Raw genomic sequence first — 16,217 nt, 5'->3', positions numbered from 1 at the left:
CTGGCTAGAGTTTCAGGAAGTTACGGAGGAGGTCTTTCCCCGCCGTTGTGAGGATCGATTCCGGATGGAACTGCACCCCTTCGATGCCCAAGGTCCGGTGGCGCAATCCCATGATTTCCCCCTCGGCCGTTTCGGCGGAGATCTCAAAACAGGAGGGCAATGTCTCCCGCTTCACGATCAGCGAATGGTAGCGGGTCGCGTCGAAAGGATTAGGCAGGCCCTGGAAGATCGTTTTCCCGTCATGCCGGATCTTCGAGGTCTTGCCGTGCATTAACCGTTCGGCGCGAACGACGTCACCGCCAAAGGCCACGGCCAGAGATTGATGACCGAGGCAGACGCCCAAGAGAGGAAGCTTCCCGCCGAAATGCTTGATCGTCTCGACCGACACGCCTGCTTCCATCGGGGTGCAGGGTCCCGGAGAAATGACAATGCGGCTGGGCTTCAGCGCTTCGATCTGCGCGACCGTAATCTTATTGTTACGGAAGACTCGCACGTCCTCACCCAGTTCCCCGAAATATTGCACGAGGTTGTAGGTAAAGGAGTCGTAGTTGTCGATCATCAATAGCATGGCTTGACTCGCGCGTGGCGCCGGTTATTCTAATCCCTGCTCGGCTAATTCTACGGCCTTCATCATGGCCTGAGCCTTATTACAGGTCTCTTCATATTCATGTTCAGGATTCGAGTCGGCAACGATGCCGGCCCCTGCTTGAATGAAGGCCTGGTGCTTCTTCACAACAACTGTGCGGATATTGATGCACATGTCCATGTTGCCGGAGAAACTGAAGTAGCCCACCGCGCCGGCATAGGGACCGCGCCTGGTTGGCTCCAATTCGTCGATAATCTGCATCGCGCGAATCTTCGGCGCTCCCGACACCGTGCCGGCGGGAAAGCAGGCCCGCAACACGTCGTAGGCCGTCTTCGACTCATCCAGTTGTCCCGTCACATTCGAGACGATATGCATCACATGCGAATAACGCTCGACGTGCATGAGCGAGTCCACTGTGACCGATCCAGGCTTGGCCACACGTCCGACATCGTTCCGCCCCAGATCCACCAGCATCACATGCTCGGCCCGTTCCTTCTCGTCCGCCAAGAGCCGCCGCTCCATCTGCTGGTCTTCTTCCGGCGTAGCGCCTCGGCGGCGCGTACCGGCGATCGGACGGACGGAAATGACACCGTTCTCACAGCGCACGAGCGTCTCGGGTGAGGAGCCGACCAGTTCAACCCCCGCGATACGCAGGTAATACATATAGGGAGAGGGATTCACCACCCGCAAGGCACGATAGAGCTGGAGGGACGGCGCCTGCACATTGGCCTCCCACCGCTGAGAGACCACCGTTTGCACGATGTCGCCGGCCTTGATGTATTCCTTCGTCCGCACGACCATCTTCTCGAAGTCCGCCTTGCTCATGTTCGAGGTGAAGGTCACGGGCTTGCGGCGGCGATGAGGCTTCGTGCGGCGAAGGGGACGTTTGAGCCGCGCGATCATGCGCTCGATCCGTTCCGTGGCAGAACGGTAGGCAGCCTTGATGCCACGCTCCCCTTTCGCCGTGATATGGGCGGTGGCCACGACTTTGATCTTCTGGGCGACATTGTCGAAGATCAACATCGTGTCGGTGAGGAGAAAAGCAAAGTCAGGCAGGTTGAGCTGGTCCTTCTGTCTGGCAGCCAGGTCCTCGAACGTACGCACCATATCGTAGCTCAGATAGCCGACCGCGCCTCCCACGAAAGGGGGCAGGCCTGGCACGGTCACAGGACGGTAGCCCTCCATCATCTCTCTCAGACGTTCGAGGGGGTTCCCGCGGCTGGGGATACGTTTTTTCTTGGAGCCCTGCACGACCAGGAGGTCGCCCTTATCTTCGTAGACGACGACGGGAGTGCCACTGCCAAGGAAGGAATAGCGCGCCCATTTCTCGCCCCCCTCGATGGACTCCAGGAGGTAGGCAGAAGGGCCATGATCGATTTTGGCAAAGGCAGAGACAGGGGTCTCATAGTCCGCAAGGATCTCCCGATAGAGCGGAATGAGGTTCCCCTGCCCTGCATACTGCCGAAATTGGTCAAGACTGAGTGAGTATTGCGGCGGCGCCACTGTATCGTCCTATTATTATTGGCCTACGATGAGTTTCTGTCCGATCTCGATGGTATTGTCCTGCAGCTTATTCCACTTTTTGACCTTGTCGACGGACACGCCATATTGGCGGCTGATCCGATAGAGCGTTTCGCCTGCCTTCACGACATGGGTCGTGGGAGCTCCCAGGCCTCCCTGCGATGACTCGGCCAAGCCTGACAGGGAAGAAGACTCGGGAGGGAGCCCGAGATCCGAGGCACTCAGATCCACTGTGTCAGTAATATCAACAGGGGGCTCAACTGCTCTTGCCTTGCGTCCAGGCGCAACCGGGCGCTTCATATCGGCCTTGGCCTTACGTTCCAGCAGCGCCGATTCCTTCATCGCCTCTGCTTCCTCCTGCGCACGGGCCGCTTGCTCCCGCACGGCCTGGATCTGCGCCGTGAGCTCACGGTTCCTGGCTTCAAACTCCATCAGTTCGCTCTTGCTCCGTCTGGCCTCATTATCCAGCTCGCTGGTTCGCTTTTCTTCCTGAGCCAGGAGGCGCTGGAAGTTCAGGCTGCGCGCCTTTTCCGCCTCGTATTTCTCCGCCATGACACAGCCGCTCAACAACAGTCCCACGCAGATGACGGGGACGATTCGATAGCTGAATCTGGACATCAACTTATTCATGCGATTCTCCTCTTTCATGGATACCTCCTATGACGGTCGCGAGGGAAGGTCCCTCTCGCAGTAAGGAGCGGGCACCCGCTGCAAGCAACGGGAAATCGACCCAAATCGAACAGGTAGAATAGTGTCTAACGCGGCGAAAGTCAAAGCGAATATGGATCATACTCCGTTTGACCCACTCCCCGCCCCTATGGTACGGTCGGGCCGTCACATCTTGTGTTCGTCGCCATCCAGCCCCTATGACCCACGCCGATATCCTTGCCAAACTGACTGACCTCAAGGACGAAATCCGTCGCCACGACAATCTGTACTATGCCAAAGACCGGCCGGAGATTTCAGATACGGAATACGATCGCCTCTTCCGCGAGCTGATCGATCTGGAGCGACAGCATCCGGAACTCGTCACGCCCGATTCTCCGACTCAGCGGGTCGGGGCGCCGCCGCTCGAATCACTCACCAAGGTTCCCCACGAACAACCCATGCTCAGCCTGGACTCGATCGTCGAGCCGGGTGAGGTGCAGGCCTTCGATCAACGGATGAAGCGCGAGCTGGAAACCCAGTCAATCGAATACAGCGCGGAACCAAAGTTCGATGGTTTGTCTGTTGAGCTCGTGTACGACCATGGAGTCTTTACCCGTGGCGCGACCAGAGGAGACGGAACCACCGGAGAGGATGTCACGGTCAACCTCCGCACGATTCGTTCGCTGCCATTGCAGTTGCACGCCCAACCAGGACTCCCCGGTCATCTTGTCGTGCGGGGCGAAGTCTATATGCCCCTCGCCGATTTCCAAGCCTTGAATCGGCGGATCACGGAGCGAGGCGACGACGCCTTTGCCAATCCGCGCAATGCCGCCTCCGGTTCACTCAGACAGTTGGACTCCACGATTACGGCAACCCGTCCCTTGGTCGTGACCTGTTACGAAATCATGGCCCAATCCTCACCGGTCCCGCCGACTCATTGGGATGAACTGGAACGCATGGCCCAATGGGGTCTCCCAGTCCCGACGCATCGACGACTCTGTGCTTCGATCGATGAGGCAATGGACTTCCACCGTGAAACGGAATCGATCAGGGATCAGCTGCCCTATGAGATCGATGGCGTGGTCGTGAAGGTCAATCGCCGGGACTGGCAGGACCGCCTGGGCATGAAATCCCGCAGTCCCCGCTGGGCCATCGCCTACAAATTTACGCCGCGCAAGGAAATCACCGTCGTGCAGGATATCGCCGTCTCCGTCGGGAGAACCGGAACCCTCACGCCGGTCGCCCTCTTGAAACCGGTGGAGGTCGGTGGCGTCACCATCAGCCGCGCCACCCTGCACAATGCCGATGAAGTGGCGCGGAAGGACATTCGAATCGGCGACACGGTCAAGGTGGAACGGGCCGGCGATGTGATTCCTGCGATCGCCGAACGGGTTCCCATTCCAGGAGAACAGCGCAAGGCCCCCTTTTGCATGCCGGATCATTGCCCGGTCTGCGGATCGAGCGTCGCTCGCGAGGGCGCCTATTTCTACTGCACAGGCCAATCGGTCTGTGGCGCACAATTGAAGGGGGCGATCGAACATTTTGCGTCCAAACATGCCCTCAACATCGAAGGCTTGGGGAAGAAGACCGTGGCGCAGCTGGTCGACGAGGGGCTGGTGCGATCGCTCGCCGATCTCTATCGCCTGACCAAAGACGACCTCATCACACTCGATGGATTTGCCGACCGATCCGCCACCCTCCTCCTGGAGTCGATAGCTGGCAGCAAAACCGTGTCTCTTGATCGGTTTCTGATGGGACTAGGCATACGACAAGTCGGACAACATATCGCCAAGGTCCTGGCCCGCGAGTTCAAGTCGCTCGATGAAATCATGTCGGCTGACCGGGAACGGCTGCAGCAGATCAGGGAGATCGGTCCTGAAATTTCAGACAGCCTGGTCGCCTATTGCTCAGAGCCGCGCAACCGTGAGGTCATCGCACAACTCCAGAAATCAGGCGTCCAGATTGCTCCTGGTATGGCGAGGGGGGATAGAGCGACATCTCCCCTCGCAGGCAAGACCTTTGTCTTCACCGGGGGGCTGGACCGCTTCACGCGAGACGAGGCGCAACGGGCGGTCGAAACAGTAGGAGGACGCGTCTCCTCCAGCGTGAGTAAGAAAACGTCCTATGTCGTGGCGGGACGGGACCCAGGGTCCAAACTTGAGCAGGCTAAAACCCTGGAGGTGACGATTCTGACGGAGCAGGAGTTTGCAGCCCTGATCGGGGAAGAGGGAAAAGAACTTAGCTGACGAGGTCGAGGTTGGGAGTTTCGAAGTGCGCAGGCGATTTCTCGTCTCGATAGATTTGGACACTCCGGATAGATCGAGGCTCTGCTTCATGGATGAGAATTCGGCAATTGGCGATCCGCACTTCTTCTCCCACCTTGGGGATCCGGCCGATTTCCTGCTGAATCAGTCCGCCGATCGTCACCGCTTCATCTCCGAGATCGACTTTCAGGAAGTCGTTGATCTTGCGGACTTCGGTTCTACCATGCACCAGGATATGGTTCTTCCCTAACCGCTTGATGAGTTCTTCTGTAATATCTGTTTCGTCCATGATCTCCCCGACTACTTCTTCGAGAAGATCCTCCAGCGTCACGATCCCCATCACGCCGCCAAATTCGTTGACCACGACGGCCATATGCCGCTTTTCCTGCTGAAACTGCTTCATAAGATCATCCGCCGTCTTGCCTGAGGGAACGAACAACGGAGGATAGGCAATGTCCTTGAGTTTGGCCTCATTCTGCCCCTTGGCGAGTTCGGTCAGGGCCCTCGTCTTATAGAGAATGCCCGTGATGTTATCGAGCGATCCGTCATACACCGGAATCCTGGAGTATTTCGAGTTATAGAGGAGTTCTTGGGCCTCTTTCAGGCGTAGATTTCCATCCAATGAAAAAACATAGAGACGAGGGGTCATCGCGTCTTCAGCTGTGATGTCTTTGAGCTGAAAGACGTTCTTGATCATCTGCACCTTCTCAAACTCGATCGTCCCGGTCTTCCCCCCCTCATCCAGCATGATCTTCAGCTCTTCCTCGGTCACGAGGGGCAGCGTCAAACCCTTTCCGCCCGTCAATTTGTGGATCAACGGCACGATCACAAACAAGAAGGGCTTGAGGAATAGTTGCACCCCGTAGACCGGGTAGGCCATGTTCAGCGTGACCGGCACAGCAAACTTGGCGGCCAACGTTTTGGGGATCACATCGACGGCGACCAGAAGGACAAAGGTCAAGAGGCCGACCATGACGGCCATCGCCTCGTCGAAAAAGTTGCGGCCCCCATAGATGTTCAGCGTTAAAAATGTGGCATACATCGGCGTCGCCACGCCGACCAGACGATCGCCGACCAGAATGGTCGACAGAAGCTTTTGCGGATCGCTGCGGAGATGGAGGGCCAACTTCGCTCTGGCACTGCCGGTTTGGGCGAGCGCCCGTAGTTTTGTGTCGTTGACCGCAAAGAAGCCGATCTCGGCCGTCGATATCACGGCTGAAATAACGATAAGGGCTAAGAGAATTAGCACATCCATAGATTGCAATTTACTTGAGGGGACCGACTCTGTCGGTTAAATGAAAATGGCCGCAGGCCAAGGGGCTATCCCCTATTGCCTTGGGCCGGCAATGAGAGCTTTGGCGGAACAGCGTGACGTGATAGGAACCTATAGGACCTGTATCCATTGGCTAGTAGATGTATCACAGGATAAGCTCGCGAGCAAGCATACGATGAAAACTAACCACAAAATCATATGGTTGTGCTTCATGGCCGCAGAATAACGACTGAATTGAGGGGATAGCATGACTCGATGGCGGAAGCCCTAAGAATCGTCTCGAAAGATAAATGGGTGGAGCGAAAGAGATGATTCAAGACGGGACGCTGCTGCTTCAGCTTGAGCTTCTGTTGCAAACTGACCGATCTGAACCCGATAGCGCTTGCCTTCCGGCAGATCGACAGCCTGGACTCTGCCTCCCGAGTAGAAATGGTTGGCCCGCTCTAACAGGCTCAAAGCATTCTGCTGATCGGAAAAGGACCCGACCTGGACTCGTAAGACCCCCATATCGGCAGTCCTGCCTTGATAGCCCACGACCCGCAACTCGATCTGGTCTGTGCCAGGCCCGGTCATCCCGAGCGCCTGAGCCCCGGCAAGTGAAAGGTCCAGCACCCTCCCTTTGGCGAAGGGCCCCCGATCGTTAATGCGGACCGTCACCTCCCGTCCGCTACTCATCGATCGAACGACCGCAATGGAGCCAAGCGGCAGGGTCCGGTGAGCAGCCGTCAACTGATGCATGTCGTACCGTTCACCGCTGGCCGTCTTGTTCCCGTGAAATCCAGGCCCATACCAGGAAGCGACACCCCGCTCCACGAAGCCGACAGGGTAGCCAGGGAAATAGGCAGGCGTGAAAGGGCCGCTACAAGCAGTCAGGGTCGCGGCAAAGAAGGAGAACAGTAGAATCAGCCGGAGAAACTGATAGGAGCAAAGCCCCTGAGAAGCCATGGCTAGAACTCGTCGAGCGATTGATCCTGCAGGATGGTGAGCGCTTTTGCCGTATTCGAAACCGTGAGGACGACGATCGCCCGCTTTCCCTCACGGGAAGGGGTACAGTAGCCGCATTTAATATTGATACGGGCCTTGGTCAAGAGATCCGCCACTTCCTTCAACGCGCCAGGCTTGTTCTCCAGGCTCAACAGCAAGGCCGTTTCCTCTGTGAACTTGATCTTCGCAGCCTTCAGCGCGGCTCTGGCTCCATCCAGGTCCGCAACTAAGAGTCTCAGCTTTCCCGTTCCAGTCACTTCCGGAGCGGAAAAAGCCTTGATGTTGACCTTCGCCTCCCCAAGGACCTGGGCCACTTGAGCCATGACGCCAGGCTTACTCAGTCCGCTGATGACCAATTGTGTCGTGGTAGGCATGACCGTTACTCCGTAACCAAGAGACGCATGATTTAAAGCACATGACAGAGATCATTCACAAACTCATATTCATACACAGAGCTGAACGGAACAGAGGCCTCCTCTGCCAGTTTCTGCGCCGATTCTTTCCATCCGCGTGGCACGAGCAGATAGAAGGGAATGCCGGGAACCATCGCCCGCTTCCACCTCGACAGGATCTCAGGATCCCCGATCGAGTCGGAGGTTTCTACCTCAGCCATCCACTCCATCCGATTGCCGGATGAACTCACCTGCCACCCGACGATGTCGCACTGTTGCTCGGGATCAGCCCAGGGATTCTGCTCCAGACTGGTGTGGATCGTGACCTTGCACTGAAAGGCCTTCGCCCATCGCTGCGCGACCAGACTGACCACCTGATCATGAACGGTCTCGATGCCCTGTTCCCGAAACGTCGTCCCCATGGAACCCTCGCAATTAGGAGCAGCCGCTCGTTTCGCCACAGGTCTCACACTTGAGACAGGTTCCGTTCCGCACCATGGTGAACTGCTTGCACTGGGAACAGGGATCTCCCTCGTAGCCCTTTTGACGAGCCATTTGAATGGCGGTCATCGTCACGGTTTCGCGCTTCAGCTCGACTGTATGGGTGACGCTCGCATGGCCATTGCCATGGCCGTTGCTCTTATGGCGCGGCGCCGCTCCCCGTCGCGCAGGAAATATGTCGGTGCTGATGGACGTCGCCGCGAGTGTTTCAGGCGTGGCTTCCTCCTCGACACATTCAGGATCCTGCTCGTCCTTCTTGACCGAATCCATTCGCAGATCCTCTTCCTTGACCTGCGCCAAGTCGTAGCGATCGAGATAGGTCACGGCCAGCTCACGGAAAATGTAATCGATGATCGACGTGGACATCTTGATCCGGTCGTTCAACTTGACCGGGCCGTTCGGCTCGAAGCGGGTAAAGACAAAGGCTTCGACGAACTCCTCCAGCGGCACGCCATGTTGAAGTCCGAGCGAGATGGCGATGGCGAAGCAGTTCATGAGGCTGCGGAAGGCGGCCCCTTCCTTATGCATGTCCAGGAAGATTTCGCCACAAGTACCATCTTCATACTCGCCCGTGCGGAGATAGAGCTTGTGCCCTCCGACGACGGCTTTCTGCGTGTACCCGTTGCGCCGGCCAGGGAGAGGACGGCGTTTCGCCAAGTACCGCACCAGCACTCGCTCTGTGACTTTTTCCGCCATCGTCAACACTTCCGACGTGGCTTCGATCGTCTTGCCGCTGTCCGTGGACGCCGACAGGGGCTGGCTCAACTTCGAGCCGTCTCGATAGAGGGCCACGGCCTTGACCATGCTCTTCCAAGCAAGAAGGTAGGAGGACTTGACCTCGTCCAGCGTCGCATCGGCCGGCATGTTGATCGTTTTGCTGATCGCGCCGCTGATGAAGGGCTGAGCCGCCGCCATCATGCGGATATGCGCATCCACGGCGATATATCGCTGGCCGATCCGGCCGCACCGGTTGGCGCAATCGAAGATCGGCAGGTGCTCGGCCTTGAGGTGGGGCGCCCCCTCCACCGTCATGGTGCCGCAGCAATAATCGTTGGCCGCAGCGACTTCTTCCTGGGTGAACCCCAGTGCCTTCAGCATATTGAAATTGGATTCGTTCAATTGCGTGTCGGTCAATCCCAACTTCTCCCGGCAGAAGTCCTCGCCTAGCGCATATTTATTAAAGACAAATTGGATCTCGAAAGCCTGGGCCAATCCGCTTTCCATACGCGCGAGCGCGGCATCGTCGAAGCCCTTCTGCCGCAGCATCTCATGGTTGATGAACGGCGCAGTCTGCAGAGTTTGGCGGCCGGCGCAATAGTTCACGATGTCCTGGATCTGAGCCTCGGTATATTCCAACGTTCTGAGGGCGGCGGGGATGCTTTGATTGATGATCTTGAAATAGCCTCCACCCGCCAGCTTCTTGAATTTCACCAGCGCGAAGTCCGGCTCGATACCGGTCGTGTCGCAATCCATCACGAGGCCAATCGTCCCGGTCGGGGCGATCACCGTGACCTGCGCATTGCGATACCCGTAGGCCGTGCCCAATTCGAGAGCCCGGTCCCAGGCGCGGCGCGCCGCCATGAGCAGCTCGGGCGGGCAATGTTCCGGCTGGATTCCGATCGGAGGAATCGTCAATTGTTCATATTCTTCCGGAGCGGCATTGTACGAAGCGCGCCGATGATTGCGGATGACGCGCAACATGGCCTCGCGGTTTTTGGCATAGCCAGGGAAGGGCGACAGTTCTGCGGCCATTTCCGCCGACGTGGCATAGGATTCGCCGGTCATGATGGCGGTCAGCGCGCCGCAGATCGCCAGTGCTTTGGGCGAATCGTAGGGGATCCCCTGCCGCATCAACACCGTCCCCATATTGGCATAGCCAAGCCCCAGTGTGCGGAACTGATAACTCTTCTCGGCAATGGCACGGCTGGGAAAGGAGGCCATCAGCACGCTGATCTCCAGGACGACCGTCCAGAGACGCACGGCATGGCGAAAATTCTCCAGCTCCAGCTGGGCCTCAGTCGTGAAAAATTGGCCGAGGTTGAGCGAGGCCAAATTGCACGCCGTATCGTCCAGGAACATATATTCCGAGCAGGGATTGGAGGCATTGATACGGCCATCCTCAGGACAGGTATGCCATTCATTGATGGTGGTGTCGTATTGCGTGCCGGGATCCGCGCAAATCCAGGCGGCCCAAGCGATCTGATCCCAGAGGTCCCGCGCTTTGAGGGTTTTGGAGACTTTCCCGTCGATCCGACGCTTGAGCTGCCAATCCCCGTCTGTCTCCAAGGCGGCAAAGAACTCGTTGGGAATGCGTACGCTGTTGTTGGAGTTCTGTCCGGACACAGTCTGGTAGGCCTTGCCGTCCCAATTCGTATCGTACTCATGAAACGTAAAATGCGTGAACCCCTGCTGTGCATAGGAAAACATCCGATGGACATAGGCTTCCGGAACCATATCCCGCCTGGCTGCGGCCAGGGCTTCCTTGAGAATGGGATTCTGCTTGGCATCGGTCTCAATTTTCATCTGACCGGCGCCATCGACGACGTGGCAGGCCTTTAACACGGCATTGAGGCGTTGAGCGCAGATCTTCGAGCCGGTCACCATCGCGGCGACCTTTTGCTCTTCGACCACCTTCCAATTGATAAATTCTTCGATGTCGGGGTGATCCAAATCCAGGCAGACCATTTTGGCGGCCCGTCTGGTCGTCCCGCCTGATTTAATGGCGCCGGCTGCGCGATCGCCGATGCGCAGGAAGGACATCAAACCGGACGAGCGTCCGCCGCCGGACAAGGGCTCGGCATCGCCGCGAAGCTTGGAGAAGTTGGTGCCGGTTCCCGATCCGTATTTGAACAGGCGCGCCTCTCGCACCCAGAGATCCATGATGCCGCCCTCGCCGACTAAGTCGTCGTCAACGGATTGAATGAAACAGGCATGCGGCTGCGGATGCTCGAAGGCGTTGGTGGCTTTGACCACTTCGCAGGTCTTGGGATCGACGTAGTAATGCCCCTGAGCAGGACCCGACAGGCCATAGGCATAATGGAGGCCCGTGTTAAACCACTGAGGGGAGTTCGGCGCGACCATCTGATGCGCGAGCATGTAACAGAGCTCATCGTGGAAGGCATCGCTATCTTCGGGCGTCTTGAAATAGCCGAAGTTTTTGCCCCACGAGGTCCAGCAACCGGCGAGGCGCTCAAACACCTGCCGGGAGTCACGCTCTCCTCCCAACTGCGGCTTGCCGTCTGCTCCGATGATCGGATTGCCCTGCTCATCTCGCTGGGGCACTCCGGCTTTCCGAAAATATTTTTGCGCGAGAATGTCGATCGCCAACTGGGACCAGGGTTCTGGAATATCGATGTTGTCCAGCTTGAACACGGTCGACCCGTCGGGATTACGAATTTCCGACGAACGCTTCACGAACGGTAGGCCTTCATAGGGACTTTGTCCGCGACGTGTAAATCGACGTTCTATTCTCACGATTTCCCCTCCCCAGTCTGCACGGTTGGTATGAGACGGCTCTCTATCCCAAACAGGAATAACCCGGCATCAATATTATGAACAAAATGCGATCGACTCGATATGTTCTGATTTCGCTCTTTAGTTGATCTGCTCACCTAACGAACAACTACATATAGCTATCATGAAAAATTGTCAACACTAAATGTAGTGGTTGACTGTGGAAATGGAGGACATGCTGTGGATAACTAAAACAGCTTACTGGCAGCCATTTCTCAGATATTTAGACCAACTTATCCACAGCTTTTTGAACGCAAATAGACCCTGTTTTAGGGTCCAATGGATTCCCAGTTGGAAAAAAACTACAGGGCCCGATGCCCTATGGCCACAATAACCTCATCCACCCCCTCAATAGGAATGAATCGGCCATAGATTCCGATGACCACCACCCGAGTACCCAGCACCGTGGTTTCAAACCGACTGAGCATGCCAAAGTTGCGACGAACCGTGTGAGGACGGACCATGCTATTGAGCAGTTCCTGGCTATGTCTGCGAAGGATGCTCCTCACCACCGACCCCTCCCGTTCCGGGGTGGACTGATCCATTCGATCCATGGCCTTAGTGAGCTCTGCTTGAATAAAGTTTAGATACTGATCCGTAGTGGGGTTCGTCAGAGCCAATACGACATTTGCGGCCAATACCGCCACAACCAGACTCAAACGCAGAAGGCTCATCCTGATCCTTAGATTGATTGAAACCGGATTGAACGCGCACCAGGCTCCGAGGGAACGCAGCGATGGCGTCTTTCTTTGACAAACAAGCGCCGCATGATTAGCCTACACTCGATTGGGCTGTTGCGGCAATTGTGCCGCTCAGATTGCCCGCAGGAGGAGAATCACTATGTTCGTTTGGAGTAAACGCCTTGTCGCAACCTTGCTGGGATTATTTGTGCTCATGCTGGGAGTCTTTCTCTTCAATGCAGCTCCGGACAGCACAAGCGGCCTCAAGATTCATACAACCCGCTGGATGGCCCTCAACTATGTCGGCTTGATTGTCTGGGTCTTCGTCTGGATGATCGATCAAGCCAGGATGCGCGGGAAAAATGTCTGGGTCTGGCTCGTCCCCTTTGTCCTGGCGCCCCTTCCGACCCTTATGCTGTTTGTCTTGTTTCTCCAGCGGCGCATCCAGCCGTCATAGATCGGCTGAACCAGCTCTGGCAGCTGCATCGCGCCCGGCTTCCTGATGCAGCTGTGCCCGAAGCGCCCACACCAGCCAGATGCCTGGTAGGGCGATTAGAAACGACCAGAAGAAAAACTGCGCCCACCCGACCAACTCGACCAAATCGGCCGACGGACGACCAGAAAACACGCGACCGAGCGCTTCCAGGGACGAGAGCAAGGCAAACTGGGTTGCCGTATAGCGATGGTCGCACAGCGACATAATCAAAGCGACAAAGGCCGCAGTGCCCATCCCGCCTGTCACATTCTCGATGAGAATCGAAGTGGTGAGCGCCGCGTAGCTCTTCCCCATCCAGGCAAGCCACATAAATCCTAAATTTGAGACCGCTTGCAGGAGCCCGAAGATCAATAACGACCGAACCATCCCGAGCTTAGCCATGGCGACGCCCCCTGCCAATGCCCCGATGAGGGTAGCTGCGAGCCCCAGACCCTTCACATACCCGACCTCGCTGACGGAGAAGCCCAGCCCTCCGATGAGAAATGCTGTTTGCAGGGAGGCGGCAACTGCGTCTCCTATTTTGTAGAAGACGATGAGGGCGAGAAGTCCGAGTACTCCGGGACGGGAAAAGAGTTCCTTCAGCGGTCCGCCGACTGCTTCGGCCAGGCTGGCAGGCGTGGCACAGGGCTCTGACGGCTCCGGACTCAGAATAATCGTGACGACTCCTGTCGCCATGAGCCCCGCCAGCAGCAAATAGGTATTTTGCCATCCGATATGGCCGGCGAGCAGCAAGGCGCCAGCACTCGCCAGCAACAAGGCACAGCGATAGCCATTCACCCAGACGGCTGCGCCGAATCCCCGTTCAGGCCGCAATAACAAATCAGTTCGATAGGCGTCGAAGACGATGTCGAGTGACGCAGAGAGAAAGGCCACCACGAGGGCCAGCATTCCGAGGATCTCCGGGCGATCACCAGGGCCGGTCACGGCCATGGCAGCCAACCCGATCGCAACGCCAAGCTGCATCACGAGCATCCATCCGCGGCGGCGGCCCAGCCAGGGAGGCACTACGCGATCCATCAGCGGCGCCCAGAGAAATTTCAACGCGTAGGGAAGCCCGACCAGCGTAAAGATGCCGATGGTCTTCAAGTCGAGCCCGACGACGGTCAGCCAGGCCTGCAACGTACCGGCTGTGAGCGCCAGCGGCAGCCCCGAGGCGAACCCCAATGGCAGCATGATACCGATACGTCGGTTTGCAAGAGTCTGGATGAGCGACGAATTTTTCATTGAGCCGGTTCTGCCTGCATGGGGTCGTAGCATACCATCGAAAGGGAGGGGAGACTCAGGACATTCTTGAAATCGATCGGGAGAAAAAGGAGTGAGTAAGTCGAAGAGCCGCTGGACAACCCATTACAAAAGCGCAGGCTGAAACTTAGCAGGGCTTGCTATCGAAACCGCAGGGCCTATAGCGGGATAGATCGAACTCCATATTCTCCTGGTAGACCCGTTCATTGCCATTCACACCATCCTGCTCCGGATCGTTGTACATGGTGTGGTTCCACCAATAGAACAAGGGATAGGCCTCAGTCTGGTACACGGGATTCCCGTAGCTGTTCCTTGCATATTCGTGGACCAACCGGCCTGTGACGTAATCGACATGACCGTCGCCATGAAGTGAGTACAACATCAAGAAGAGCCGCGCCTCGTGATCGTAATGTTCGTCGATCCTGGTCGCAAGGTCCGGCTCGACCGGAAGACTATCCTTCGCCCACCCACCTGACAGTGGAAGGAGGAGGAGAAGGAAGCACGTGAGGATAGAAGCGGGAAATGGCGAAGGTGTCACAACAGGCGAGAGCCTACCACGGCCTCCGAAGACCTTCAATCGAAACCACGCGCCACGTACAGCCACACTGAGCTCCTTGCTCCTGCTAGAAAGATCTTCCTATAATGGCACCGCTATGATGAAACGCACCGACTCCACACAGACCACAGCCACACCGACTCACGTCCACCTTGAGACCTTCGGCTGCCAGATGAACGAGTACGACTCGGAACTCGTGCGTTCGCTCATGAAACAGGATGGATTTGTCTTTACCGACGAGCAGGAGCGGGCCGACGTCATCCTGATGAACACCTGCGCCATTCGCGAGAATGCCCATAATAAAGTCTATAAGCACCTGTCGGAGCTGAAAAAGATCAAACGGCAACGCCCCTTGGTCGTCGGCGTCTTGGGCTGCATGGCCCAAAACCTGAAAGAAGAGCTTACGGAGATCCAGCCGCTGGTCGATGTGCTGGCCGGCCCTGACTCCTACCGCCAGCTGCCGATGTTGATCCGCAAGGCCCTGCTCTCACAGGAAGAAGGGCTGGATGAGAAGGGGCTCGCGGTCGACCTCTCGGAATATGAGACTTACCACGATATAGTGCCGGACAGACACGACGGAGTGAATGCCTGGATCGCCGTCATGAGGGGCTGCGACAACTTCTGCAGTTTCTGCGTGGTCCCCTACACACGCGGGCGTGAGCGCTCCCGCGACGCAGACGGCATTATTCTGGAAGCGCACCGGATCGCCGAGCAGGGATTCAAACAGATCACGCTCCTCGGACAAAACGTGAACTCCTACCGATTCGGCGACTGGGATTTTGCGCGATTGATCCTGGCCGTCGCAGATGTGCCAGGCATCGAACGGGTGCGCTTCACTTCCCCGCATCCCAAAGATTTCCCCATGCCGTTGCTGGAAGCCGTCGTGTCTCATCCCCATATCTGCAAACAGATTCACTTGCCGCTTCAATCAGGCAGCGACCGGATCCTCGGATTGATGAATCGCGCCTATACCATTCGCGAATACCGCGCCTTGGTCGACCGCATCCGCGCCCTGCGGTCCGACATTGTCCTCAGCACTGATATCATTTGCGGTTTCGCGGGGGAACGTGACGAGGACTTTGAGGAAACCTACCGGCGTGTCGAGGAGATGCGATTTCACTCGGCCTTTATCTTCAAATACTCCGAGCGGAAGAACACCATCGCCGCCCGCAAGTTTCCCGACGATGTATCCGAGGAGGTCAAAACCGAACGGGTCACCAGGCTCTTCGACCTCCAACGGAATATTTCCTACGGGCGCAATCGGGAATATCTCAAGGCCGTGCTCCCTGTTTTAGTCGAAGGGGATGCCAAGCGATCAGCAGCCCAGGGCATGGGGAAAAGCGACGGCAACATCACCGTCATCTGGGACAAGCAAGCAGTCCCCTCGCAACCGGGAGATCTGCTCTCCCTCGCCATCTACGACGCCTCCTCCACGACCCTCTACGCGGAACCGTCGTCAGTTCATTAACTCGTCGTCAGCCAGTTGCCTCAAGCCATTTCTGCCTGGTTCGCGCCAAAAAACGAACAGCTCTGCACGAGATTTGCCGCTCCAGATGCGGCA

At 57.1% G+C, this 16,217-nt stretch carries 14 protein-coding genes; 3 read left to right on the top strand and 11 right to left on the bottom strand.

Annotated features, from left to right (window positions below; all coding sequences use genetic code 11):
• Positions 1-4 precede the first annotated feature (4 nt).
• Genes pabA through NT179_00920 form a run of 3 tightly spaced genes read right to left on the bottom strand, consistent with a single transcriptional unit; the run spans position 5 to position 2,737 of the window.
• On the bottom strand, positions 5-568 hold the full coding sequence (gene pabA / locus NT179_00930) for an aminodeoxychorismate/anthranilate synthase component II (GenBank protein MCX5720580.1): 564 nt from the start codon (positions 566-568) through the stop codon (positions 5-7).
• Positions 569-592: 24 nt separating this feature from the next.
• The gene (gene trpE / locus NT179_00925) at positions 593-2,089 is read right to left on the bottom strand and encodes an anthranilate synthase component I (protein ID MCX5720579.1); all 1,497 of its coding nucleotides are present in this window, start codon (positions 2,087-2,089) and stop codon (positions 593-595) included.
• A gap of 15 nt (positions 2,090-2,104) precedes the next feature.
• Entirely contained in the window at positions 2,105-2,737 is a 633-nt protein-coding gene (locus NT179_00920; GenBank protein MCX5720578.1) for a LysM peptidoglycan-binding domain-containing protein, read from the bottom strand.
• Positions 2,738-2,973: 236 nt separating this feature from the next.
• On the opposite strand from NT179_00920, the gene ligA reads away from it, so the two are divergent.
• A complete protein-coding gene (gene ligA, locus NT179_00915) occupies positions 2,974-5,001 on the top strand; it encodes an NAD-dependent DNA ligase LigA (protein ID MCX5720577.1) in 2,028 nt (675 codons plus the stop codon).
• Here the strand turns inward: ligA and NT179_00910 are convergent.
• From NT179_00910 to NT179_00885, 6 genes are all read right to left on the bottom strand, one after another.
• Complete coding sequence (locus tag NT179_00910; protein ID MCX5720576.1) at positions 4,994-6,274, bottom strand: hemolysin family protein; 1,281 nt, start codon at positions 6,272-6,274, stop codon at positions 4,994-4,996. The genes ligA and NT179_00910 overlap by 8 nt on opposite strands.
• A gap of 285 nt (positions 6,275-6,559) precedes the next feature.
• Positions 6,560-7,237, bottom strand: coding sequence for a septal ring lytic transglycosylase RlpA family protein (locus NT179_00905; protein ID MCX5720575.1), 678 nt, complete (start codon positions 7,235-7,237; stop codon positions 6,560-6,562).
• A gap of 2 nt (positions 7,238-7,239) precedes the next feature.
• Positions 7,240-7,650, bottom strand: a complete 411-nt coding sequence (locus NT179_00900) for a hypothetical protein (protein MCX5720574.1) — start codon at positions 7,648-7,650, stop codon at positions 7,240-7,242.
• Between the two features lie 32 nt (positions 7,651-7,682).
• Positions 7,683-8,090, bottom strand: a complete 408-nt coding sequence (locus NT179_00895) for a hypothetical protein (GenBank protein ID MCX5720573.1) — start codon at positions 8,088-8,090, stop codon at positions 7,683-7,685.
• A gap of 13 nt (positions 8,091-8,103) precedes the next feature.
• Entirely contained in the window at positions 8,104-11,643 is a 3,540-nt protein-coding gene (locus tag NT179_00890) for a vitamin B12-dependent ribonucleotide reductase (GenBank protein ID MCX5720572.1), read from the bottom strand.
• Positions 11,644-11,984: 341 nt separating this feature from the next.
• Positions 11,985-12,356 carry a DUF4359 domain-containing protein gene (locus NT179_00885; protein MCX5720571.1) on the bottom strand — a complete coding sequence of 124 codons (372 nt, stop codon included), beginning with the start codon at positions 12,354-12,356 and terminating at the stop codon, positions 11,985-11,987.
• Positions 12,357-12,522: 166 nt separating this feature from the next.
• Between NT179_00885 and NT179_00880 the strand changes: the two genes are divergently transcribed.
• On the top strand, positions 12,523-12,819 hold the full coding sequence (locus NT179_00880; GenBank protein ID MCX5720570.1) for a hypothetical protein: 297 nt from the start codon (positions 12,523-12,525) through the stop codon (positions 12,817-12,819).
• Here the strand turns inward: NT179_00880 and NT179_00875 are convergent.
• Both NT179_00875 and NT179_00870 read right to left on the bottom strand, forming a co-directional pair.
• Entirely contained in the window at positions 12,814-14,031 is a 1,218-nt protein-coding gene (locus tag NT179_00875) for an MFS transporter (protein ID MCX5720569.1), read from the bottom strand. The two genes, NT179_00880 and NT179_00875, sit on opposite strands and share 6 nt — an antisense overlap.
• A gap of 196 nt (positions 14,032-14,227) precedes the next feature.
• Positions 14,228-14,638, bottom strand: coding sequence for a hypothetical protein (locus NT179_00870; GenBank protein ID MCX5720568.1), 411 nt, complete (start codon positions 14,636-14,638; stop codon positions 14,228-14,230).
• A 115-nt stretch (positions 14,639-14,753) separates the two neighbouring features.
• Here NT179_00870 and miaB point away from each other — a divergent pair, with 115 nt between their 5' ends.
• Positions 14,754-16,124: a tRNA (N6-isopentenyl adenosine(37)-C2)-methylthiotransferase MiaB gene (miaB, locus tag NT179_00865; GenBank protein MCX5720567.1), complete on the top strand. Its 1,371-nt coding sequence runs from the start codon at positions 14,754-14,756 to the stop codon at positions 16,122-16,124.
• The last annotated feature ends 93 nt before the right edge of the window (positions 16,125-16,217 follow it).

The sequence above is a fragment of the Nitrospirota bacterium genome (assembly GCA_026387665.1).
In the GTDB taxonomy this organism is placed as follows: Bacteria; Nitrospirota; Nitrospiria; order Nitrospirales; family Nitrospiraceae; genus Palsa-1315.
The sequence above is the reverse complement of the archived record's forward strand: the minus strand, read 5'-3'. Positions and strand labels throughout refer to the sequence as shown.